The sequence below is a fragment of the Catenulispora sp. GP43 genome (assembly GCF_041260665.1).
GTDB lineage: Bacteria > Actinomycetota > Actinomycetes > Streptomycetales > Catenulisporaceae > Catenulispora.
This window is the reverse complement of record NZ_JBGCCT010000005.1, coordinates 176,699-199,278: the sequence shown is the minus strand read 5'-3', so window position 1 is coordinate 199,278 and position 22,580 is coordinate 176,699. Positions and strand designations below refer to the sequence as shown.

The following is a 22,580-nucleotide window of genomic DNA, read 5'->3' as shown; positions in this document are numbered from 1 at the left end:
CTCCCTCAGCCGATCAGGCCGGCGACGCGGTTGACGGCGGTGGTGTTCGACTCCTCGGCCGCCGTGTAGCGGCGGTGGGTGCCGGACAGGGACTCGGCGATCCCGCCGAGCGCGGCGTTGAGTTTGCGGGCGTCGGCGTTCCAGCGCTGATGCAGGTTCTGGAACGCGCCCGAGGCGGCGCCCTTCCAGGTGGAGGCGATCGGCTCCAGCTGGGCCAGCAGCGTGGCCAGCAGGGTGGCGATCTCCTCGTTGACCGTGCCGACGTGCGCGGCGGCCTGCGCCATCACGTCCAGGGTGGCGCCGAACTGCGCCGGTGCCTGGGGCACCGATGCCTGGGGCACGGGTCCCTGGGACGCCGGCGCCGCGCCGGCGGGCGCGGGGACGAAGGCGGACGAGGCGGGTTCCGTCATGCGGATCACCATCCCCTCTGGTGCGATGCGGTGACGTCACAGAGGAGGCGGTCGGTGACCTTGGGTGACGCCGGACCACCACCGTAGCGTCCGGCACCGACAATCGGAACCGAACGGTCGCGGCGTCACCCGTTCTGCGGAACGGCTATTTCATCCGCAACGTCTTGAGAAGCTTCAGCGAGCGCAGCATCAGCGCGCCCCACCGCTGCTCCGGCATCCCGAACCAGGGCGCGATCGGCAGCAGCCGCTGCCGGGCCGCGGTCTGGGCCTCGGTGAAGCGCAGGATGCCCTCGGCGCCGTGGCGGCGGCCGAGGCCGGACTGGCCCATGCCGCCCATCGGCGAGTCGACCGAGCCCCAGGCCGCGGCGTAGGCCTCGTTGACGTTCACGGTGCCGGCGTGCAGTTGCCGGGCGATCTCGCGGGCGCGCTTGTGGTCGCGGGTCCACATCGAGGCGTTCAGGCCGTACGGCGTGTTGTTCGCGTCCGCTATCGCCTCGCCCTCGCTCTTGAAGGAGTACACGGACACCACCGGTCCGAAGGTCTCCTCGCCGTAGACGCGCATGGTGGTCTTGACGTCTCCGAGCACTGTCGGCTCGTAGAACAGCGGACCGATCTCCGCACGGCGGCGGCCGCCGGAGAGCACCTTCGCGCCCTTCGCCTTGGCGTCCTCCACATGCAGCGTCACGTTCTCCAGCTGCTTGGTGTTCGTCAGCGAGCCCATGTCCGCGGAGTAGTCCAGACCGGATCCCAGACGCATCGCGCGGACCTCCGTGAGGAACCGCGACAGGAACTCGTCGTACTTGGTGTAGTGCACGTATATGCGCTCTATGGATATGCAGAGCTGTCCGGCGGAGGAGAAGCAGCCACGCACCGCGCCGGACACCGCCTTCTCTATGTCGGCGTCGTCGAGCACGAGCATGGCGTTCTTGCCGCCGAGTTCCAGCGAGCAGCCGATCAGGCGGGAAGCAGCGGCCTGAGCCACAGTGCGCCCGGTGGCGGTGGAACCGGTGAAGGCCACGTAGTCGGCGTCCGCGACGACCGCGGGACCGACGACCGGTCCGTCGCCCACGACCACCTGCCACAGGTCCTCCGGAAGCCCGGCCTGGACGGCCAGCTCACGGAGCCGCAGACCGGTGAGCGCGGTCTGGGTGTCCGGCTTGTGCACCACGGCGTTGCCGGCGATGAGTGCCGGGATGACGTCGGAGACGGCGAGCGCCAGCGGGTAGTTCCACGGCGTGATGACGCCGATGACGCCCTTGGGGATGCGGTTCTCGGTGACCTTCGTCAGGATCGGCAGGACGCCGCGGCGGCGCTTGCTGCGGATGTAGCCGCGGGAGGCGTACGCGTAGTGGCGGGTCGCGGCGGCGGCCGACAGGATCTCGTCCAGGGCGTGCTTGCGGGCCTTGCCGGTCTCGATCTGGACCAGGTCCAGCAGCTGGTCGGAGCGCTCCAGGAGCAGGTCGTGCAGGCGGGCGGCGACCTTGGTCCGGTGCGAGATGTGGGTGCTCCCCCACTCCCGCTGTGCGGCGCGGGCCTTCGCGTAGGCGGCGCGGACGTCCTGCGGCGCGCTGGCGGGGAAGTCGGCGATGAGTTCACCGGTGAGCGGACTGTAGGACTGCGTCCGACCGCCCACCGCCCCGTGGATGGCCACTTTCCCGATGAGCCGCTCGACCAGGTCGGCGGACAGTCGGGTGTGGATGCTGTCGAGGCGGGTGGCTTCCTGGGGGCCGGCGCCGGCCGGAACGTCCTGAGCGTCCTCGGATATGCCGTTGCCGGGGTCGATGGTGTCGGCGGTCATGGCGATGAGCCTCCCAGAAAAAACCGCCTGTGTCAGCCGTCGATGGCAACACGTGAAGACCGGCGTGACATCGGGCCCCTTCCGAAGTCCCAGGCACTTCGGAAGGGGCCCGACGCTTTCGGGCGGAACCGTCAGCCGACGCTGATGGCCGCGTTCTTGACGCCGTCGATCACCTGGCGGGAGCCCAGCGGGGCGTCCAGCTTCGCGGTGGACTGGCCGTCGCGGGAGAAGTCGGGGCACATGATCCCGACGCGGTAGTGCGAGACGGTCTTCAGCTCGACGACGACCTTGGTCGCGTCCTGGCTCTTGATCACCAGCTGCGGCTGGTCGTTGCAGCCGCCCCAGCTCACCTCGGTGACCAGGGTGACGCCGTCCTTGTCCAGGGACAGGCCCTGCAGCGGGACGTACTTCACCGTGCCGGGGTTCGAGGGGTTGGACGGGTTCGACGAACTGGAGCCCCCGGTCTGGCCGGGGCTCGACGGGGCCGTCGGGTTCGACGACGAAGAGGACGAGGGGGACGTGGGCGACGACGCTGAGGTGGACCCGCCGCCGGCACCGGGGCCGGACGCGTCGGAACCTCCCGAGCTGCGGGATGCGCACCCGGCCAGCGCCGCGAGCACGACGGCGGTGGTCGCCACGGACTTCACCAGGGCCTTCATTTCGCTCCATCTCCTAGTCGACATTGTCACTGGCAGTTGGACGCAGCGACTGTCGCGCCGGTTCCCCGCTTCTTCGGGGATCTTTTGGAGCGCTTAGCGGGACAGTTCCTCGTACCCCACTCCGGTGGCGGCCACGGACTGGTCCCACAAGGCAGCGGCCACCATCTCGTCCTCAGCGATCGGGCTCATGGCCGCCTGTGCGGGCGCCCCACGCATCTCCCCAGGCCCGCGCGGTCCGATGTACTCGCCGCCGAAGAGGTCTACGTGAGTCGCGGCGTATAGAGAGGGCCACGCGCCAGTGGCGGAGCTCTGGCCGGTCGCCCAGGTGACCACATGGGACAGTCCGGACACGACGCGGTGGTGCCGACTGAAGGAGGTCTTGGTGAACAGCCCGGTAGCCGTATAGCCGGGGTGCGCAGCGACGCTGGCCAAGCCGAACCGCGCTCGTTTCGCTCTACGGTCCAGCTCTCGCGCGAACAGGAGGTTGGCGAGCTTGGAGCGGCCATAGGCGGAGACCCGATGGCGGTGCCACTCGGCCTCGCTGTAGGACTCCTTAGCGTTCGCCGCCGCGGGCTCGAAGTCCCAGACCGGCCGGGCGCGGCGGTGCGTGAGGCTGGAGACGGTGACGACCCGCGCGGACTCGGCGGCCAGCAGCAGCGGCAGCACCCGGCCGGTGAGCGCGAAGTGGCCCAGGTGGTTGGTCCCGAACTGGAGCTCGAAGCCGTCGGAGGTGGTGCGGCCGTCCGGCACCATGACTCCGGCGTTGTTCACCAGGATGTCCACCGCCGCCGTGCGGTCGGCCAGGTCCGCGGCGGCGTCCTCGATCGAGTCCAGGCTCGCCAGGTCGACCGGGACGACCTCGACGAGTCCGCGCGCGGAGGGGACCACCGCGGTGATCCGCTCGCGCGCGTACTCTCCTCTGCCCGGATCACGGACGGCGAGCAGGGTCCGGGCTCCGTGACGCGCGAGCTCCAAGGCTGTGTGGAACCCGATACCGCTGTTGGCCCCCGTGACCATGGCGACTCGCCCCGTCAGATCCGGCATTTCCTCCGGAGTCCAATGCGGCATAGCGCCATCCTGGCGTGATCAGCCGCGTATGTCACTACCTGTAACTAGGCCGGGAGCGCGGCTTCAATGGCCTCGACCACTTCGGACGCCTCCGGCTCGGTGCGCGGACGGAAGCGCTTGAGGACCGTTCCGTCGGAACCGATAAGGAACTTTTCAAAGTTCCACTGGATGTCGCCGTTGTTGCCCTCGGCGTCGGCCGTCTTGGTGAGCTCGGTGTAAAGGGGGTGCCGGTCGTCGCCGTTGACTTCGATCTTCTCCAGGAGCGGGAAGGTCACGCCGTAAGTCGCGGAGCAGAACTCCTGGATCTCCTCGGCGGTACCCGGCTCCTGGCCCATGAACTGGTTGCAGGGGACGCCGACCACGGTGAAACCGCGGTCCGCGTAGCGCTCGTGGAGGCGCTCCAGGCCCTCGTACTGCGGCGTGAGGCCACAGCGCGAGGCGACGTTGACGAGCAGGATGGCCTTGCCCTCGTAGTCCTTCAGGGAGGCCGGCTTGCCGTCGAGGGTGTTGATCGGGATGTCGTAGAGGCTCATGTCGGTATCAAAGCACGCGGGCTTGAACAGATTCCCCGCGACCATGTGTTCCCGGCGACCATGTGTTCCCGGCGACCACGGATTCCCCGCGGCTACTTGACCGGGACGATGTCCGGCGCGCCGAGGCGCGCGGCGTCGGCGGTGGCGTCGTCCGGCTGCTCCTGGGACTCCCGCTCCGCGCCCACCCGCGCCACGTAGTGCTCCACCTCGCGCTGGATCTGTTCCTCGGTCCAGCCCAGGACCGGGGCGATGAGGCGTGCGGTGGGTTCGGCGGCGCCGACGCCCCGGTCGAAGGTCTCGATGGACACGCGCAGGCGGCGGGCCAGGACGTCGTCCAGGTGCAGGGCTCCCTCCGCGGCGGCCGCGTACACGACCTCCGCCTTGAGGTAGTCCTCGGCGCCGGGCAGCGGCTCGGCCAGCTCGGGCTGCTCGGCCATGAGGTCCAGGAGCTCGTCGATCAGCGAGCCGTAGCGGCGCAGCAGGTGCTCCACCCGCGCCACGTGCAGTCCGCTGCGCGCGGCGATGCGTCCGCGGTTGTTCCACACAGCCCTGTAGCCGTCCGCTCCGAGCAGCGGGACGTTCTCGGTGATGGAGGCGGGCACGCCGCCTCCGAGGCCGTGCACGGCCGCGTCCACGGCGTCCTGGGCCATCACGCGGTACGTCGTGTACTTGCCGCCGGCGACCACGACCAGGCCGGGGACGACGTGCGCGACGACGTGCTCCCGGGACAGCTTCGAGGTCTCGTCCGACTCTCCGGCGAGCAGCGGACGCAGTCCCGCGTACACGCCCTCTACGTCGGCCCGGGACAGGGGAACGTTAAGCACCGAGTTCACGTGGTCCAGCAGGTACTGGATGTCGGTCTGCGACGCCGCGGGGTGCGCCTTGTCGAGGGTCCAGTCGGTGTCGGTGGTCCCGATGATCCAGTGCCGGCCCCACGGGATGACGAAGAGCACGGACTTCTCCGTGCGCAGAATGAGTCCGGTCGAGGAGTGGATGCGGTCCTTGGGGACCACCAGGTGGATCCCCTTAGAGGCGCGCACGTGGAAGCGTCCCCGCTCCCCCACCAAAGCCTGAGTCTCGTCTGTCCACACTCCGGTGGCGTTCACCACCTGCTTGGCGCGGATCTCCTGAGTATTGCCGGTCTCCAGGTCCGTGACGATGACCCCGGTGACGCGCTCCCCTTCGCGCAGGAAGCCGGTAACGCGGGCCCGGGACGCCACGTGCGCGCCGTAGCTCGCCGCGGTGCGCGCCAGGAAGGTGACGTAACGCGCGTCGTCGACCTGGGCGTCGTAGTACTGGATCGCCCCCACAAGCGAGGAACGCTTAAGCGCGGGCGCGATACGCAGAGCACTGCGGCGCGTCAGCTGGCGATGCAGAGGCAGACCCCTGCCGTGACTGGACGACGTAGCCATCCCGTCGTAGAGCGCCACACCGGAACCCGCGTATAGGCGTTCCCAGCCACGCCCCGTCAAGGGATAGAGGAACGGCACGGGACGCACCAGATGCGGAGCCAACCGCTCCAGCAACAGGCCGCGTTCCTTAAGCGCCTCGCGTACCAAGCCGAAGTCGAGCATCTCCAAATAGCGGAGACCGCCGTGGATGAGCTTGGAGGAGCGGGAGGACGTCCCCGACGCCCAGTCCCGCGCCTCCAACAGACCCACACTCAATCCCCGGGTCGCGGCGTCCAACGCCGTCCCGGTTCCCACGACACCGCCGCCCACGACCACGACATCGAGCTCACGCTCGGCCATGGCGGACAGCGCCGCCTCCCGCTCCGCCGGTCCCAACCGCAAACTACGCACGCTACAAGCCTGCCCTAGAACCGGGCGCCGCACGCGATCACATGTGTCACATCACCCGTGAAGCCGATCACAAGGTGCGGAACGGCTCAGGTCGCGACAGTGACCTCGACGCGCTGGAAGCCCTTGAGCTCGGTGTAGCCGCAGGTCCCCATCGCCCGGCGCAGCGCACCGGCGAGGTTCATCGTGCCGTCCGGGGAGGAGGAGGGGCCGACGAGGATCTCCTCCAGCGTCCCCACGGTGCCGACCGCTGTGCGGTGCCCGCGCGGAACCGATGCGTGGTGCGCCTCCGCACCCCAGTGGAAACCGCGCCCCGGCGCCTCGGCGGCACGGGCCAGCGGCGAGCCGATCATCACCGCGTCGGCACCGCAGGCGATCGCCTTGGTGATGTCGCCGGAGACGCCCATGGCGCCGTCCGCGACGACATGCACATAGCGGCCGCCGGACTCGTCCAGGTAGTCGCGGCGCGCGGCGGCCACGTCGGAGACCGCGGACGCCATCGGCACGGCGATGCCCATGACGTCGCGGGTGGTCTGGGTCGAGCCGCCGCCGAAGCCGACCAGGATGCCCGCGGCGCCGGCGCGCATCAGGTGCAGCGCCGCCTGGTAGGTCGCGCAGCCGCCGACCACGACGGGGATGTCGAGCTCGTAGATGAACTGCTTGAGGTTCAGCGGCTCGGCGTTGGCCGACACGTGCTCGGCGGACACCGTGGTCCCGCGGATGACCAACAGGTCCAGACCCGCGGCGACGGCCACGGAGTGGAACTCCGCTGTGAGTTGCGGCGACAGTGCTCCCGCCACGGTGACCCCCGCAGCGCGGATCTCCTTGATACGCGCGGAGATCAGCTCGGCCTGGACCGGCGCGCTGTAGATCTCCTGCATGCGCTTGGTGAAGGCGTCGGCCGGCAGGTCCGCGATCTCCTGGAGCAGCGGCTCAGGGTTCTCGTAGCGGGTCCACAGGCCCTCCAGGTTGAGGACCCCCACGCCGCCGAGCTTGCCGATCTGGATCGCGGTCGCCGGGGACACGACGCTGTCCATCGGCGCGGCCATGAACGGCGTGTCGAACCGGTAGGCGTCGATCTGCCAGGCGATGGAGACCTCTTCGGGGTCCCGGGTCCGGCGCGACGGCACTACTGCCACATCGTCGAACCCATAAGCCCGGCGGCCACGCTTGGCCCGGCCGATCTCGACCTCGGTCACCTGGAGTACCTCTGCTCTTTCCCACGGACTACTTACGTCTGGGCCCATACGCACCCGATCAAACGGGCGCCAACGGCGCCCAATTGATCGGGCATGTAGGGACGCTACAGCGTCGGGCCGTTGAGTGCTCTATGTGGTCAGCGCTTGGAGTAGTTCGGCGCCTCGACCGTCATCTGGATGTCGTGCGGGTGGCTCTCGCGCAGACCCGCCGCGGTGATCCGGACCAGCTGCGCGTCCTGCAGCTGCGGGATGGTGTGCGCGCCGCAGTAGAGCATCGACTGGCGCAGGCCGCCGATCAGCTGCAGCACCACCGAGGCCAGCGGGCCGCGGTAGGGGACCTGGCCCTCGATGCCCTCGGCGATCAGCTTCTCGTCGGACTCCACGTCGCCCTGGAAGTAGCGGTCCTTGGAGTAGGACTTGTTCTCGCCGCGGGACTGCATGGCGCCCAAGGACCCCATGCCGCGGTAGGACTTGAACTGCTTGCCGTTGATGAACAGCAGCTCGCCCGGGGACTCCTCGCAGCCGGCCAGCAGCGAGCCGAGCATCACCGAGTCGGCGCCGGCGGCGATCGCCTTGCCGATGTCGCCGGAGTACTGCAGGCCGCCGTCGGCGATCACCGGGACGCCGTGCTCCCTGGCCGCCTCGGCGACCTCGTAGACCGCGGTCACCTGCGGCATGCCGACGCCGGCCACCACGCGGGTGGTGCAGATCGAGCCCGGGCCCACGCCGACCTTGATCGCGTCCGCGCCGGCGTCGATCAGCGCCCGGCCGCCGGCCGCGGTCACCACGTTGCCGGCGATCACGTCGATGTGCGGGGCCTCGGCCTTGACCTTGGCGATCATGTCCAGCTCGACCTTGGAGTGGCCGTGCGCGCTGTCGATGACCAGGAAGTCGACGCCGGCGTGCACCAGGGCCTGGGCCCGCTCGAAGGAGTCGCCGAGGAAGCCGATCGCGGCGCCGACCCGCAGCCGGCCGTTGTCGTCCTTGGTGGCCAGCGGGTACTTCTCGCTCTTGTCGAAGTCCTTGACGGTGATCAGGCCGGACAGCCTGCCGTCCGGCGCGACCAGCGGGAGCTTCTCGATCTTGTGCTGGGCCAGCAGCTTCATCGCGTCCTCGCCGCTTATCCCGGCGGGGCCGGTGACCAGCGGCATGGGCGTCATGACATCGGCCACCCGGCGCGATTTGTCGACCTCGAAACGCAGGTCGCGGTTGGTGATGATGCCCAGCAGGGTGCCGTCGGCGGCGGTCACCGGCAGGCCGGAGATGCGGTACTTGGCGCACAGCGCGTCCACCTCGGCCAGCGTCGCGTCCGGCGCGACGGTCACCGGCTGCGTGACCATGCCCGACTCCGAGCGCTTGACCAGGTCCACCTGCGCGGCCTGGGCCTCGATCGACAGGTTGCGGTGCAGGACGCCGACGCCGCCCTGGCGGGCCATGGCGATGGCCATCCGCGCCTCGGTGACGGTGTCCATGGCCGCCGAGATCAGCGGCACGTTCAAGGTGATGTTGCGCGACAGCCGGGCCCCGGTGTTCAGCTCGGTCGGCACCACTTCGGAGTAGGCCGGGATCAGCAGGACGTCGTCGTAGGTCAGGCCGAGAGTCGCGAACTTGGCGGGCAGGCCGGCGTCAGACATGTCACCATCCGAATGTCAAGGGGGACCGATATGCAATCTTCCCCCAGGAATCCGGCCCGACCAAACCGATCAACGGATGATCGCCTCCGGCGTGCTCGGAATCACACCGGCACAGCGCGCCGTACCCGCCGCCGGGGATGGCCGCGGCCGGGGCCGCGCCGGCCGGTCCGGCCTCAGCGGACCAGGCCCCAGCGGAACCCGAGCGCCACGGCGTGCGCCCGGTCGGAGGCGCCGAGCTTCTTGAACAGCCTGCGCGCATGGGTCTTCACCGTGTCTTCCGAGAGGAACAGGTCCCGGCCGATCTCGGCGTTGGAGCGGCCGTGGCTCATGCCCTCCAGCACCTGGATCTCCCGGGCGGTCAGGGTCGGGACGGCGCCGATCTCGGCCGGGCGCAGCCGGCGCGGGGCCAGCCGCCAGGTCGGGTCGGCCAGCGCCTGGCTGACGGTGGCCCGCAGCTCGGCGCGCGAGGCGTCCTTGTGCAGGTAGCCGCGGGCGCCGGTGGCCACCGCGAGCGCCACGCCGTCCAGGTCCTCGGCCATGGTGAGCATGATCACCCGGGCGTTGGGGTCGTTGGACAGCAGCCGGCGCACGGTCTCCACGCCGCCCAGGCCGGGCATCCGCACGTCCATCAGGACCAGGTCGGAGCGGTCGGCCGTCCACCGGCGCAGCACTTCCTCGCCGCTGTTGGCGGTGGTGACCTTGTCGACGCCGGGCACGGTCGCCACGGCGCGTCGCAGCGTCTCCCGGGCCAGCGGGGAGTCGTCGCAGACTAGGATGGACGTCATTGGTCAAGCCTCCACATTCGTGAGGTTGTGACACCTATTGAGCTTATGGCGGACAGGTCCCCGTAGTCGATGGTTCGCGCCGCTTCGCCACCCACCCATGTGCGGACCGCTGCGCGAAGCGCCTCCGTGGGAGGCGGCCGGGCGGGGGGCGGGGACGCGGGCCATCGTCACTCCGAGATGGAAAACGAGCTTCACCCGAAAGCGTTACGCGCTCCGCGATGTTTTTTTCAGACGGCGCTGCTTCGGGATCAGGCCCCGCTCCGCCGACTTCGCCTGGCGCGGGATCGGGGTCCAGGGCCGGTCCTCCGGACTTCCCGCGCGGCTGCCCTCCACCTCGTCACGACTGTCACCGTCGTCCCCGGCGCCCCGGGTGCCCCTGCCGCCACGGCCGCCCCCGCCTCCGCTCTCGGGGAGCCGGCCGGCGTCCAAGGCCCGCACCCACCCGTCTTCATCCCAGCTGTCACTCACGGGGAGCCCGCTCAAGTCGCCGCGCCTCTCGTTCCGGCGGGCGGTTCATCGCCTCGCCGTTGCTCACAGTCCGTAGTCGATTGCGACAACTCAGTGACAATCGAGCACGGTTCGGGGCATGATCGGTATGACCGCTCGCAGGATCAGGTATTGGACAACTGACACCTGGTTCACCACGAGGTAGGGCCGCCGCCGCGGCACCGATGCATGTCCCGACTCACTCTCACCGGGATCATGCACCCACCGCGGCTGCGGCCAACACGATGCAGCCGAAGACCACTCCATCCAGCGACTCGCCGTCGGTCGTCCGACAACAGGACGACTGACCTGCGGGTTCTCCGGTTGGGGAGGGTCGACGGAAGGAAGGGTTTGCCATGGCCGACGTGTCCCGTCTCCCGGGTCCCAACGCGGACTTCTGGGACTGGCAGTTGCGCGGCTCCTGCCGCGGCACCGACAGCGACCTGTTCTTCCACCCGGAAGGCGAGCGCGGCCAGGCGCGGACCTCGCGGGAGGAGGCCGCGAAGGAGGTGTGCCTGCACTGTCCGGTGTGCAAGCCGTGCCGGGAGCACGCCCTGCGCGTGCACGAGCCCTATGGGGTCTGGGGCGGTATGACCGAGGAAGAGCGCGACGAGTACTACGCGCGCGAGAAATCGGCGGCTCGGGCGGCGAAGCTGGCCGCGCTGGCCAAGAACACCAAGCCGACGCGCAAGCCGCCGACGAAGGTGCCGGTGAAGCTGCAGGCGAAGCCGTCCGGCGCGCCGGCCACCGCGCCGAGCAACGGGATGACGATGACTCGGCCGGCGAACACCGTGTCGGCCGGGGTCCGCGCCAAGGCGAAGACGAAGCCGTAGGCGGTGGCCGCACAGCCCAAGCCGTAAGTGACTACAGAGCCCAGGCCATAAGTGGCTGCACAGGAAGCGTGAAGAGGGCGGCTCTGTACGGAGTTCCGTACAGAGCCGCCCTCAACGCTCTCTATAGGCGTCCGCTATAGCGCGGGCGATCCCTTAGTGAGAGTGGCCGTGGCCGCCGTGCGAGTGGCCGTGGCCCTCGTCGTCCTTGGGCTCCGGCTTCTCGACGACCAGGGTCTCGGTCGTGAGCAGCATCGAGGCGATGGAGGCGGCGTTGGCCAGCGCGGAGCGGGTGACCTTGACCGGGTCAATGACACCGGCCGCGACCAGGTCGACGTACTCGCCGGTGGCGGCGTTCAGGCCGGAGCCGACGGGCAGGTTCGAGACCTTGTCGGTCACGACGTAGCCCTCGAGGCCCGCGTTCTCGGCGATCCAGCGCAGCGGCTCGACCGCGGCCCGGCGCACGACGCGCACACCGGTCGCCTCGTCGCCGGTCAGGCCCAGGTCGCCGTCCAGCACCGACACGGCGTGCACCAGAGCGGAACCGCCGCCGGAGACGATGCCCTCCTCGACCGCGGCGCGGGTCGCGGAGATGGCGTCCTCCAGACGGTGCTTCTTCTCCTTCAGCTCGACCTCGGTGGCCGCGCCGACGCGGATGACGCAGACGCCGCCGGCCAGCTTGGCCAGGCGCTCCTGCAGCTTCTCGCGGTCCCAGTCGGAGTCGGTGGTCTCGATCGCGGCCTTGATCTGCTTCACGCGGTCGCTCACGGCCGAGGCCTCGCCGGCCCCGTCGACGACGGTGGTGTCGTCCTTGGTGACGGTCACGCGGCGCGCGGTGCCCAGCACCTCGACGCCGACCTGGTCCAGCTTCAGGCCGACCTCGGGCGCCACGACCTGCGCGCCGGTGAGGATCGCCAGGTCCTCCAGGATCGCCTTGCGGCGGTCGCCGAAGGCCGGGGCCTTGACCGCGACCGAGGTGAAGGTGCCGCGGATCTTGTTCACGACCAGGGTGGACAGCGCCTCGCCGTCGACGTCCTCGGCGATGATCAGCAGCGGCTTGCGGGACTGCGCGACCTTCTCCAGCAGCGGCAGCAGCTCGTTCAGGGAGCTGATCTTGCCCTGGTTGATCAGGATGTAGGGGTCCTCCAGGATCGCTTCCATGCGCTCCTGGTCGGTCACCATGTAGGGCGACAGGTAGCCCTTGTCGAACTGCATGCCCTCGGTGAACTCGAGCTCCAGGCCCATGGTGTTCGACTCTTCGACGGTGATCACACCGTCCTTGCCGACCTTGTCCATGGCCTCGGCGATCAGGTCGCCGATCGCCTTGTCCTGCGCGGAGATCGCGCCGACCTGGGCGATGGACTCCTTGGTCTCCACCTGCTTGGCGGTGGACAGCAGCTGCTCGGCGACGGCCTTGACGGCCGCGTCGATGCCGCGCTTGAGCGCGATCGGCTGCGCGCCGGCCGCGACGTTGCGCAGACCCTCGCGCACCATCGCCTGGGCCAGCACGGTCGCCGTGGTGGTGCCGTCGCCGGCGATGTCGTTGGTCTTGGTGGCGACTTCCTTCGCCAGCTGCGCGCCGAGGTTCTCGTACGGGTCCTCGAGCTCCACCTCGCGGGCGATGGTCACGCCGTCGTTGGTGATGGTCGGGGCGCCGAACTTCTTGTCGATGACGACGTTGCGGCCCTTGGGACCGATGGTCACCTTGACCGCGTCGGCGAGCGCGTTGACGCCGCGCTCGAGCTTGCGGCGGGCGTCCTCGTCGAATTCGAGCATCTTCGCCATGAGCGAGTACGTTCCTTGTCTTTAAGGGAAAGAAAATCCGCCCCGGCATGAAGGCCGGGTCCCCGGCCGCCCGGGGCGGAAATGCAGCTTGAGGGTCGTGCGAGAACTACTTGTTGACGATCGCGAGCAGGTCGCGCGCCGACAGGACGAGGTACTCCTCGTTGTTGTACTTGACCTCGGTGCCGCCGTACTTGCTGTAGAGGACGATGTCGCCCTCCTTGACGTCGAGCTCGACGCGCTTGCCGTCCTCCCAGCGGCCCGGGCCCACGGCCAGGACGACGCCCTCCTGCGGCTTCTCCTTGGCGGTGTCCGGGATGACGAGGCCGGAGGCGGTGGTCTGCTCGGCGTCGAGCGGCTTGACGACGACGCGGTCCTCGAGCGGCTTGATGGCAACGGTAGCCACGATGTGTGACCTTTCGTTCGCGTGACGGATCGGCGATGGTGAACTGGTTGCGGAACCTGTCGTCGCGGGTGCCAGGGTCCGGCCGTATCGCGCTGGCACTCTCGGTGCGAGGGTGCCAAAGCGAGATTAGGCGCGCCTTTAGCACTCGGTCAAGTGGAGTGCCAGGGGGCGCGTCGGGTCGTGATCATGGTGGTACGCTCTCGCGGCTCGGCACGCAGCGGGCCGGGGTGGACAGGGGAGCGGGAATGACGATGTCGCGGCGGGCTCGGGCGCTCGCACCGGCCGCACTGGCAGTCGCGGGGACACTGATGGCGGCCGGCTGCGGGGGCGGTGGCGCAACGGTGGCGAACGCCGGAGCGGCGAGTTCGGCCTCGGCCTCGGCCACGAGCCAGGGGCCGACCGCGGACCCGGACACCTCGGGAAGCCCTGTTCCGACCAACCCGCTCACGACCACGGCCGCGTCGGCGCCGGCGCCGGCGAGCGACGCCTCGTCCGGGAGCGCCACCACCACCGCCGGAGCGGCTGCGACACATCCGCCCACGGCGGCCACCTCGCAATCGGCCGCCGCGCCCCGCTCTTCGGCTCCGTCGGCCCCGCCGGCGAAGCCGACGTCCACGGACCCTTGCTCGCACCCGACGACGCCCGAACAGGCGGCCCGCTGCCCGGCTCCGCGCCCGACGACGACCGACCCCCGGCCGGTTCTGATCAGCCTCACCGGTGACAGCTGCAGTTGGGGCCCGACCCAGGTGACGATGCGCGCGACAGCGGTGTTCGGCAGCGCTCTGGGCGACTGGGTGGCGCACTACACCGGCGGCAGCGCGTCGCAGAGCGGGAACACGGTCGTGCTCACGGAGACGGATCCGTTGGTGAGCACGGGTGGGGTGGTGCCCAGCGCGCCGGCGTCGTCCACGATGACGGGGACGCTGGGGTTCGTCGGGCCGAGCGGTGGGCAGGCAGGGTTTCCGGTCAGTGTGACCGTGTCCTGCCGCTGAGGTTCTGCCGCTGAAGCCCCTGCCGCTACATCAGACGTAGTCCTCCAGGCGGGCGAACGTATAGCCCTGCTCTTGGACGATGCGGAAGAGGTTGGTCATCAGTTCGTGCATCTCGGGCCAGCCCTTGCCGTTGGCCTTGGGACCGCGGAAGTGCGCCAGGAGGATGTCCCCGGGGCGGAGCTTCTTGTCGGCCGCCTGCCACTGGAAGCCCTGCTTCTGGAAGGTGGCCCGCCAGTAGCAGATGGCCTTGAGCCCGTTCTGCTTGCAGGCCTCCTGGGTGGCCTTGTTGGAGTTCCCGAAGGGCGCCCTGAAGAGGTAGGGGTGGGTGTTGTAGTTCTTGACGAGCTTCTGCTGCTGGCCGGTGACCTCCGTCAGTTGGCGCTGGGCGTTGAGGGTCGTCATGTCGGGGTGGTGCAGCGTGTGGTTCTGGATGGTGCAGTAGCCGGTGTCGCGGAGCTGGGTGAAGTAGTTGTAGTCGTCCTGGATGAAGCAGTCGGCCAGGAACATCGTGATCGGTATGCGGAAGTCCTTGACCATCTGGAGGAAGGCCGGGTCCTTCTCCGCTCCGTCGTCGATGGTGAGGAAACAGATCTTCTGGTCGGTCGGGATGTGGCTGATGACCGGCGGGAGATCGACGTTGGTGTTCACCGGTTTGGTCGCCGGGGGCGGCGGGGCCGGGGCGAAGGGCTTGAGGCCGTCGTAGCGGGATGCCAGCAGGGCCGCGTCGGCGGTTTCGGGGCCGGGCACGCCGGAGCCGTTGGTGGAGGAAGCGCTGGACGGCTGCGAGGGCGCGCCGGGCGACCCGCCGTTGCTGCCGGTGGTCGTCGGTGCGCCGGCACCGGTGTTCTGCTTAGCGCCCGTCGAGGAGGAGCTGCCGGAGCCACAGGCAGCGGCCAAGAGGGTGGGCGCCGCCATAGCGAGGCCCGCGGCGCTGCGCAGGAAGCGTCGGCGGGAGGCGTTGGTGTAGGCCGCGCCTGAGGGCGGTGTCAGGTCGTGGTCTTCGCAGCCGCAGCCGATGGGAAGGTCCTGGTCCTCGTACGTCACGCCGATGCCTCAGTTCAGTTAGGCGGGCCCCCGGAGCCCGCCTGGTTTCACTACTGAGGGAGGACGTTTGTGGAACCTGAAGAGTTGCTTAAGACGGTTAATCCGAGGACATTCACACGTCAAGGCGTTGGAAAACCCACGCGTGCGGAGGGCGGGCGATCAGCCGCTCCGGCGGGTCGGCAGCCAGGGTGGCCGGGGCCGCGCCGAGGTAGTCGATGACCACCACCACGCGGTCACCGTCCTGTCCCACGGAGCTGTACGCGTTATAGGAGGCGACTTCTTCGTCCTCCCACAGCGGCGGGACGATGATTGCGCGGACCCACTCCTCCACCGCCGGTGCTTTGCCCGGCTCGCAGCGGACTTCCCACATCAGGCTCTGGTTCTTCGCGGTCTTGCCGCCGGGACCGGTCATCGGGCGATCACATCCACTACTGGTTGGGAGGAGTCCGCTGGGAAATCGAGGGTGGAGGGGGTGCGGCCGCGGCGGACCAGTTCGGAGCCGAGAGCGGCGACCATGGCGCCGTTGTCGGTGCAGAGCCCGGGGCGCGGGACACGGACGCGGATGCCGGCCTTGGCGGCGCGTTCCTCGGCCAGGACGCGCAGGCGGGAGTTGGCTGCGACGCCGCCTCCGATGAGCAGGTGGTCCGCACCTTGCTCCTTGCAGGCCAGGATGGCTTTGCGGGTGAGGACGTCCACCACCGCTTCCTGGAAGGAGGCGGCGACGTCGGCGATGGGGACCTTCTCGCCGGCGCGTTCGCGCTTCTCCACCCAGCGGGCGACCGAGGTCTTCAGGCCGGAGAAGGAGAAGTCCAGGGGGGCGTCCCGGGGGCCGGTGAGGCCGCGGGGGAAGGCGATCGCCTCGGGGTCGCCGTCGCGGGCCGCCTTGTCGATCAGGGGGCCGCCGGGGAAGCCGAGGCCCAGGACCCGCGCCACCTTGTCGAAGGCCTCGCCGGCGGCGTCGTCGATGGTCTGGCCCAGGGGCTGGACGTCGCCGGTGACGTCGGGGACGAACAGCAGCGAGGAGTGGCCGCCGGAGACCAGCATGGCGACGCAGCCCTCGGGCAGGGGGCCGTGTTCGAGCTGGTCCACGCAGATGTGGGCGGCCAGGTGGTTGACGCCGTAGATGGGCTTGTCCAGGGCCAGTGCGTAGCCCTTGGCGGCGGCCACTCCGACCAGCAGGGCGCCGGCCAGGCCGGGGCCGGCGGTGACGGCGATGGCGTCGATGTCGGCCAGGGTCACGCCGGCCTCGCTCAGCGCGCGCTGCACGGTGGGCACCATGGCCTCCAGGTGCGCGCGGCTGGCGACCTCGGGCACGACGCCGCCGAAGCGCGCGTGCTCGTCCACGCTGGAGGCCACCGCGTCGGCGAGCAGGGTGTGGCCCCGCACGATGCCGACGCCGGTCTCGTCGCAGGAGGTCTCGAAGCCGAGGACCAACGGTTCGTCGGCCGGGTTCTTCGATGGGTGCAGTGCCGTCACGCCAGTGCCTTCCTCATGATCAGCGCGTCGTGGTTGCCGGGCTGGTAGTACCCGCGGCGGATGCCCGCGGGCTCGAAGCCGTGGCGGGTGTACAGGCGCTGCGCGGAGTCGTTGTCTGTGCGCACTTCCAGCCAGACCTCTACGCACTTCCGGCGCACAGCCTCGTCCAGAAGCGCTTCCAGGAGGACCGTCCCGAGTCCTCGGCCCTGGTGCGCGCGGGCCACCGCGATGTTCTGGACCCAGCCCTCGACGGTGCCCACTGCGGCGCCGGGTTGGGACATCAGGCCGGCGTAGCCGGCGATGTCCCCGTCGGCTTCCGCGACGACGTAGTAGCGGGAGTGCGGGACGTCCGCGAGTTCGGACCAGAACATCTCCACGGACCAGGGGTCCTCGGGGAACAGGTCCTGTTCCATCCGCCGGACCATCTCGATGTCCCACCAGCGGAACGGACGCAGCGTCGGCGCCATTGTGGACATCGTGCCGTCAGCTCGTGGAGACACGCTTGCGGGTGCCTGGTTCGACGGCGTCCGGGCGGCGCAGATAGAGCGGCTCGGGGAAGAGCAGGGAGCCGGGATCGCTTTGCAGACGCTTGATAGTGAGTTCTGCCAGAGCCGCGGCAGAGGGGTGGCGGGGCTCGATCGCTGTGGGGAACGCGTCCGGGTACAGGCGCGCGCCCTCCCCCGCGACCGGGAGTCCGGTGAGGCGTTCGGCGATGAGTGCGGGGTGCGCCACGTCCGGTTCGGTGGAGCGGGTCAGGTGGTCCGTGTACTGGGCCCAGTAGACCTCTTTACGGCGCGCGTCAGTGGCGACGGCGAAGGGCTCCGTACTGCCGGTCTGATAAGCGACCACGTCGAGGGTGCAGACGCCGTGCACCGGGATGCCGAGGGCGTCGCCGAGGGCGCGCGCCGTGACCAATCCCACCCGCAGTCCGGTGAAGGGGCCGGGTCCGACTCCGACGGCGACTCCGGTGAGCTCCCCCGGTTTGCGCCCGGCGGCGGTCAGGACCGCGGTGATGCCGGGTGCGAGCAGTTCCCCGGTGCGCCGGGCGTCCACGGTGGTGGATTCGGCGAGGATGTCAGCGCCGTCGTGCAGGGCGACGGTGATGGCCGGGGTTGCGGTGTCGAACGCGAGCAGGAGCACCCGCACAGCCTATCTTTCTGGCACCATACGACCCATGACCAGCCAGCAGCAGAACGGTCCGCGGTCGGCGGCGCGGGCCAGTCGCGGCCGCGTGAACCCGATGGCCTCGGTCGCCCTGATCACCGCCGCGGCCCTGGTCGGAGTGGGCGTGCTGGCCGTGCAGGCCAACGGTTCGGCGCCGAACAAGGCCCCGGCGGCGGCCGCCGCCAAGCAGCAGCCGCCGGCCTCGACGAACTCGGCCGGCCAGACGGTGACCCCGGCTCCGGACCCGGCACTGGCGCTGCCGGCCTCCAGCGGCACGGGCAAGCGCATGGTGTACAGCCTGTCCAAGGCGCGGATCTGGCTGGTCGGCCCGGACGAGAAGGTCCAGCTGTCGGCGGCGGTGGTGCCGAGCACGGTGACTCCGGCGGCGGGCACCTACGCGGTGTCGAAGCGGATCGCCAACAACCAGTCGGCCGACCGCGTCGCCGTGCAGTACGAGGTGCTGTGGGGCCCGAAGAACGACACCACGAAGTTCGCCATGGAGGCGGTCGCCTCGCTGGCCGGCGACGAGATGCCGCCGAAGCCGGAGGCGAAGACCGGCGGGGTGCGGCTGACGCAGAACGACGCGCTGGCGGTGTGGCAGTTCGCGGCGTTGCAGACACAGGTCGTCGTGGTGGCGTAGGGCTCTGCCCGGGGCGGGCCGGCTCAGCCGGCCGTGTCCTCGAGCGCGGCCAGGTCGCGGTCGGTCCACCGCTCCCCGATGCCGCGCACCACGACCCACCGCACGTCAGAGTCGCCGGGCTCGTCGAGCTCCTCGGCGAACTCCCGCGAGATGACGATGTCGAGCCGGTCGTCGGTCAGGACCTCGGCCTTGCCCTCGCCCCATTCCACGACCGTCACCGACTGCTCGACCGAGGCGTCCAGGTCCAGGTCGTCGAGCTCGTCCAGGGAGCCGAGGCGGTAGGCGTCGACGTGCACCAGCGGGATCCCGCCGTCGGCGACCGAGGGGTGCACGCGGGCGATGACGAAGGTCGGCGAGGTGATCGGGCCGCGGACGCCCAGGCCCTCGCCGAGCCCCTGGGTGAAGGTCGTCTTGCCGGCCCCGAGGTCGCCGGTGAGCACCACGAGGTCGCCGCGGCGCAGCCGCGCGCCGAGGCGGCGGCCGAGTTCTTTCATCTCGCCCGCGGTCGCGACCGGGGTCTCCAGGACGGGTCCGGGCAGCCCGGGTCCGGCTTGGTCAGGGATCACCGACATGGGTCCACCGTACCGGGCCCCGCGGATCTCAGGAGTTGCGCGCGTCGAGACGCTGTGGGCTGACCGAAGTTCGCGTAGGGCGCATATACCGCCTTCTGTGCTTATTGCCCTGATTACCCGCATTCCGCGCCGGGCATGATCGGCGCCGAGGACTCCCGCACCGGAGGTGAGCATGAGGGCCTCCGTCGGGATGGCCGCGGGGCTGCTGCTGGTGGGTTTGTCAGGGTATGTGTTCCTGGCGGTCACCGGGCACTCCTCGACGTCCACGGACGCCGCCGCGCTGTCCTCGCTGTACTTCCTGGCCGGGCTGGTGACGCTCGGGGTGTTCGTCGGGCTGGAGCAGGAGACCAGCCGGGCCACGAGCCGGGCCATCGCGGAGCGGCGTCCGGTGGCGCCGGTGGCCCGGACGGCGCGGCTGCACGCGGCGTGCCTGTTCGGTTTGACGCTGGTGGCGCTCCTGGCGCTGTCGCCGGTGCTGGTGTCCGGTCCGCTGCGGGGGCAGTGGGACCTGTTCGCCGCGCTCGTCCTGGCGGCGGGGGTGGGATCGGCCTGTTATTGGGTGCGCGGGATCCTGGGCGGGCGGCAGGAGTTCCACGGGTACGCGGCGACGCTCGCGACCGAGGGGCTGGGGCGGCTGGTGCCGTGCGTGGCGGTGTTCGTGCTCACCGGGCGGGGCGGGCCGGCGTGGGCGTACGCGCTGGCGTTCGCCGCGGCGCAGGGGTTCGCGACGCTGGCCGGGCTGTGGTGGCTGCGCGAGGGGTTCGAGGACGGCGCGCGGGACCGGATGGACGTCGAGGTCTCCTCGTTCGAGACCGGGGAGCGCTCGGCGGCCGGCGGCCTGGCGCTGCTGGTGGCCGGGAGCCTGCTGACGCAGCTGGTGGCGAATCTGCCGCCGCTGGTCGCCAGCACGCGGCTGACGAACTCCGACGCGGTGGCGGCGGCGTTCGGGCAGGCGTTCGTCCTGGTGCGGATCCCGCTGCTGCTGATCTCGCCGATCCAGGCGATGCTGCTGCCGGACCTCACTCGTTCGGCGGCACGCGGGAACCACGCCGCGCTGCGCGCCCGGGTGCGGGTGGCGCTGGGGGCGGTGGTGGCGCTGGGGCTGGCCGGGACCGCGGTGCTGGCGCTGGCCGGACCGTGGGTGCTGCGGGTGTTCTTCGGGACGAAGGCGGTGCTGTCCCACGAACTTCTGGCGGTGCTGGGGATCGGGACGGTGTTCCTGATGACGGCGGCGATCCTGCAGCCGACGCTGGTGGCGATGGACCGGCACCGGCTGGTGCCGATCGCCTGGGGCGCGGGGGCGGTGGTCATGGTGGTCCTGGTGGAGCTGCCGGTGGATCCGCTGCACGCGGCGGCCGCCGGCGGGGTCGGGGGGCCGGTGACGGTGGTGCTGGTCATGGCGTGGGGGCTGACGGAGGCGCTGAGGGCGGCCGAGGGCGTGCCGGAGGCGATGGGCGCCCTGGGCGGGCGCCGGGGCGGCGGGCCGGTCCGGCACCTGCGCAGGGGCAGGGTTCGATGATCGGTGCGACCGTGACCGGCGGCGATCTCGGTCGTTCCCCCGGCAGCGGGGCCGAGCACGCGGCGAAGGGCAGAGCGCGATGACCAGCGGGAGAGCGGGGCGGTGGTCGGGGGTCCGGCAGGCGGTCGGCCCGGCGGTCGGCCCGGCCGTGCGGCGGGCCGCGGTCTTGGCCGGCCAGGGCCGAACACGATGACCGCCGGCACAACCGGACGCTGGTCGACGGTCCGCCCGACCCTGCGGCGGGCCGCTCTCCCGGTCGGCGAGGTGGTCGCGGCGCTGGTCGGGGCGCTGGTGATGCCGGTCGCGGCGCGGTTCGTCGATGTGGATCCGCTGGATCGGACCGGGCAGGTCAGTGCGTTGGCGGCGTTGCAGGTGCGGTTCACCGTGCTGGGGGTGCTGTTGCTGGCGGCGTTGATGGTGGCGCACCGGTGGCGCGGAGGGCGGCTGTATCGGGCGGTGAAGCACCTGGTGTGCGCCGCTTTGGCGGGCTTGGCGTCGGGGTTCCTGGCTGGGGGGATCGTGGTGGCGTTGAAGGGGACGCCGTGGCCGTTGTTCGGCTTGAACGGGGATACCGGACGGCTGGTGGAGTGGTCGGAGTCGATCGTGCACGGGCACGGCAATCCGAATCCGACGTATCCGCCGCTGACGCTGCACGCACTGGCGTGGTGGGCCCAGCTGTTCCACCACGGCGACACCGCTTCGGCGTTCCGGGACATGGAGATCGGCGGTGCCGCGGTCACGGGGCCGGCGGCGTATGTGGCGTGGCGTTTCGTGCTCAGTCCGGTGTGGGCGCTGGTGGTGGGGGTGGTGCCGGCGTACGCGATCATCGATCCCTACAAGCCGTATGGCGCCATTGTGATGATCGTGCTTTTGCCGGTGTTCGTGGTTTCGGTGCGGCACACCATGCGCGTCGGGGACATGAGCTGGCGCCGGGTGCTGGTCAGTGCGGTGCTGTTCGGGCTGCTGTACTCCGTCCTGTTCCTGATCTACCCGGGGTCCTCTTTGTGGAGCGCGCCGGGGTTGGTCGCCGCTGTGCTTCTGCTGTTTCCCTGGGCTAAGGCGCGGGTCTGGAAGCTGCTGGCGTTCGTCGGGGTGACGGTGGCCGTGTTCGGGGTGTTGTGCGGCTGGTACGTCAAGGACCTCACCGGTTCCGGGAACGTGGACCGCGCTTATGGCTTCGACGCTTATACGGATCCGGCGTTCTTCTCCATGTGGCGGACCGACATGCCCGGGGATGTGGGGCAGTGGCCGCCGCCGGGCGAGTTGGCCGGGGTGGGGCTGTTCAGCGTGCTGACGTTCGCCGGGCTCGGGGTGGCGCTGTGGCTGGGGTGGCGGCGGCCGTTGGCGGTGACGGTGGCCTGCGTGTTCGGCGGGACGTGGCTGTGGCGGATGGAGGTGGCCTCGCGGATGTGGGCGACCGGGACCGTGCAGCTGTGGCCGCGCACCGGGAACCAGTTGCTGTACTGCATCCTGGTGCTGGGTGCGGCGGCGACGGCCTTCGCCGCGTCGCGGCTGGGAGCCTGGCCGCCGCTGCCGTCGCGGCTCGGGGCGCACGTCGGGGTGCTGGCCGCAGTGCTGCTGGTGTTGGGGAGCGCCGCGTCGTCGGTGTCGGACTACTGGATGCCCGCCAAGACGAACAGCTACAAGATCCTCGCCTACGTGTCGCAGACAATGCGCAAGCCCGATGGCAGCTGCCCGAAGTACGCGCCCAACCACGAGTGTTCAGCCACTGGGGACCAGTCCTGGATGAACAACTTCGCCGGGCCGCGGAACCACTGAGGGAA

General features: G+C 70.3%; 22 protein-coding genes and 1 pseudogene. 5 read left to right on the top strand and 18 right to left on the bottom strand.

All coding sequences use genetic code 11. From position 1 onward, the window contains the following. Window positions 1-5: 5 nt before the first annotated feature. From ABH926_RS13040 to ABH926_RS13000, 9 genes are all read right to left on the bottom strand, one after another. Window positions 6-410, bottom strand: a complete 405-nt coding sequence (locus ABH926_RS13040) for a WXG100 family type VII secretion target (protein WP_370365739.1) — start codon at window positions 408-410, stop codon at window positions 6-8. Between the two features lie 145 nt (window positions 411-555). Then, on the bottom strand, window positions 556-2,208 hold the full coding sequence (locus tag ABH926_RS13035) for a succinic semialdehyde dehydrogenase (protein WP_370365738.1): 1,653 nt from the start codon (window positions 2,206-2,208) through the stop codon (window positions 556-558). Between the two features lie 131 nt (window positions 2,209-2,339). Further along, window positions 2,340-2,867: a hypothetical protein gene (locus tag ABH926_RS13030; protein ID WP_370365737.1), complete on the bottom strand. Its 528-nt coding sequence runs from the start codon at window positions 2,865-2,867 to the stop codon at window positions 2,340-2,342. Window positions 2,868-2,960: 93 nt separating this feature from the next. Further along, the gene (locus tag ABH926_RS13025) at window positions 2,961-3,935 is read right to left on the bottom strand and encodes an oxidoreductase (RefSeq protein ID WP_370365736.1); all 975 of its coding nucleotides are present in this window, start codon (window positions 3,933-3,935) and stop codon (window positions 2,961-2,963) included. Window positions 3,936-3,979: 44 nt separating this feature from the next. Further along, on the bottom strand, window positions 3,980-4,468 hold the full coding sequence (locus ABH926_RS13020; RefSeq protein WP_370365735.1) for a glutathione peroxidase: 489 nt from the start codon (window positions 4,466-4,468) through the stop codon (window positions 3,980-3,982). A 92-nt stretch (window positions 4,469-4,560) separates the two neighbouring features. Further along, entirely contained in the window at window positions 4,561-6,270 is a 1,710-nt protein-coding gene (locus ABH926_RS13015) for a glycerol-3-phosphate dehydrogenase/oxidase (protein ID WP_370365734.1), read from the bottom strand. A gap of 86 nt (window positions 6,271-6,356) precedes the next feature. Next, entirely contained in the window at window positions 6,357-7,466 is a 1,110-nt protein-coding gene (locus ABH926_RS13010) for a GuaB3 family IMP dehydrogenase-related protein (protein WP_370365733.1), read from the bottom strand. Window positions 7,467-7,603: 137 nt separating this feature from the next. After that, window positions 7,604-9,100 carry an IMP dehydrogenase gene (gene guaB / locus ABH926_RS13005; protein ID WP_370365732.1) on the bottom strand — a complete coding sequence of 499 codons (1,497 nt, stop codon included), beginning with the start codon at window positions 9,098-9,100 and terminating at the stop codon, window positions 7,604-7,606. 173 nt (window positions 9,101-9,273) lie between these two features. After that, on the bottom strand, window positions 9,274-9,885 hold the full coding sequence (locus ABH926_RS13000) for a response regulator transcription factor (RefSeq protein WP_012785233.1): 612 nt from the start codon (window positions 9,883-9,885) through the stop codon (window positions 9,274-9,276). Window positions 9,886-10,727: 842 nt separating this feature from the next. Here ABH926_RS13000 and ABH926_RS12995 point away from each other — a divergent pair. Next, window positions 10,728-11,039 (top strand): annotated as a pseudogene (locus tag ABH926_RS12995) (WhiB family transcriptional regulator); the annotation flags it as partial. A gap of 318 nt (window positions 11,040-11,357) precedes the next feature. Here the strand turns inward: ABH926_RS12995 and groL are convergent. The 3 genes from groL to ABH926_RS12980 form a co-directional block, all read right to left on the bottom strand. Further along, on the bottom strand, window positions 11,358-12,986 hold the full coding sequence (gene groL / locus ABH926_RS12990; protein ID WP_370365731.1) for a chaperonin GroEL: 1,629 nt from the start codon (window positions 12,984-12,986) through the stop codon (window positions 11,358-11,360). 106 nt (window positions 12,987-13,092) lie between these two features. After that, a complete protein-coding gene (gene groES / locus ABH926_RS12985; protein WP_041541161.1) occupies window positions 13,093-13,392 on the bottom strand; it encodes a co-chaperone GroES in 300 nt (99 codons plus the stop codon). Between the two features lie 181 nt (window positions 13,393-13,573). Beyond that, the gene (locus tag ABH926_RS12980) at window positions 13,574-14,104 is read right to left on the bottom strand and encodes a hypothetical protein (RefSeq protein WP_370365730.1); all 531 of its coding nucleotides are present in this window, start codon (window positions 14,102-14,104) and stop codon (window positions 13,574-13,576) included. Between the two features lie 37 nt (window positions 14,105-14,141). On the opposite strand from ABH926_RS12980, the gene ABH926_RS12975 reads away from it, so the two are divergent. Beyond that, complete coding sequence (locus ABH926_RS12975; protein ID WP_370365729.1) at window positions 14,142-14,381, top strand: hypothetical protein; 240 nt, start codon at window positions 14,142-14,144, stop codon at window positions 14,379-14,381. Between the two features lie 30 nt (window positions 14,382-14,411). Here the strand turns inward: ABH926_RS12975 and ABH926_RS12970 are convergent, their stop codons facing one another. The 5 genes from ABH926_RS12970 to tsaB all read right to left on the bottom strand — a co-directional run bounded on the left by ABH926_RS12970 (window position 14,412) and on the right by tsaB (window position 18,041). Then, window positions 14,412-15,425: a polysaccharide deacetylase family protein gene (locus tag ABH926_RS12970; RefSeq protein WP_370365728.1), complete on the bottom strand. Its 1,014-nt coding sequence runs from the start codon at window positions 15,423-15,425 to the stop codon at window positions 14,412-14,414. A 112-nt stretch (window positions 15,426-15,537) separates the two neighbouring features. Then, the gene (locus ABH926_RS12965) at window positions 15,538-15,837 is read right to left on the bottom strand and encodes a hypothetical protein (protein ID WP_370365727.1); all 300 of its coding nucleotides are present in this window, start codon (window positions 15,835-15,837) and stop codon (window positions 15,538-15,540) included. Beyond that, complete coding sequence (gene tsaD / locus ABH926_RS12960) at window positions 15,834-16,901, bottom strand: tRNA (adenosine(37)-N6)-threonylcarbamoyltransferase complex transferase subunit TsaD (protein WP_370365726.1); 1,068 nt, start codon at window positions 16,899-16,901, stop codon at window positions 15,834-15,836. The genes ABH926_RS12965 and tsaD overlap by 4 nt, the downstream gene beginning before the upstream one ends. Continuing rightward, a complete protein-coding gene (rimI, locus tag ABH926_RS12955) occupies window positions 16,898-17,368 on the bottom strand; it encodes a ribosomal protein S18-alanine N-acetyltransferase (RefSeq protein ID WP_370365725.1) in 471 nt (156 codons plus the stop codon). Before rimI ends, tsaD begins: the two co-directional genes overlap by 4 nt. A 16-nt stretch (window positions 17,369-17,384) precedes the next feature. After that, window positions 17,385-18,041: a tRNA (adenosine(37)-N6)-threonylcarbamoyltransferase complex dimerization subunit type 1 TsaB gene (gene tsaB / locus ABH926_RS12950; protein WP_370365724.1), complete on the bottom strand. Its 657-nt coding sequence runs from the start codon at window positions 18,039-18,041 to the stop codon at window positions 17,385-17,387. A 34-nt stretch (window positions 18,042-18,075) separates the two neighbouring features. Here tsaB and ABH926_RS12945 point away from each other — a divergent pair, with 34 nt between their 5' ends. Beyond that, complete coding sequence (locus ABH926_RS12945) at window positions 18,076-18,705, top strand: hypothetical protein (protein WP_370365723.1); 630 nt, start codon at window positions 18,076-18,078, stop codon at window positions 18,703-18,705. Between the two features lie 23 nt (window positions 18,706-18,728). On the opposite strand, the gene tsaE is transcribed toward ABH926_RS12945, so the two are convergent. Beyond that, window positions 18,729-19,277 (bottom strand): tRNA (adenosine(37)-N6)-threonylcarbamoyltransferase complex ATPase subunit type 1 TsaE, encoded by a 549-nt coding sequence (tsaE, locus tag ABH926_RS12940; RefSeq protein WP_370365721.1) that lies wholly within the window; start codon window positions 19,275-19,277, stop codon window positions 18,729-18,731. Window positions 19,278-19,449: 172 nt separating this feature from the next. Between tsaE and ABH926_RS12935 the strand changes: the two genes are divergently transcribed. Both ABH926_RS12935 and ABH926_RS12930 read left to right on the top strand, forming a co-directional pair. Further along, window positions 19,450-20,796, top strand: a complete 1,347-nt coding sequence (locus tag ABH926_RS12935; RefSeq protein WP_370365719.1) for a lipopolysaccharide biosynthesis protein — start codon at window positions 19,450-19,452, stop codon at window positions 20,794-20,796. Window positions 20,797-20,985: 189 nt separating this feature from the next. Next, window positions 20,986-22,575, top strand: coding sequence for a hypothetical protein (locus tag ABH926_RS12930; RefSeq protein WP_370365718.1), 1,590 nt, complete (start codon window positions 20,986-20,988; stop codon window positions 22,573-22,575). The last annotated feature ends 5 nt before the right edge of the window (window positions 22,576-22,580 follow it).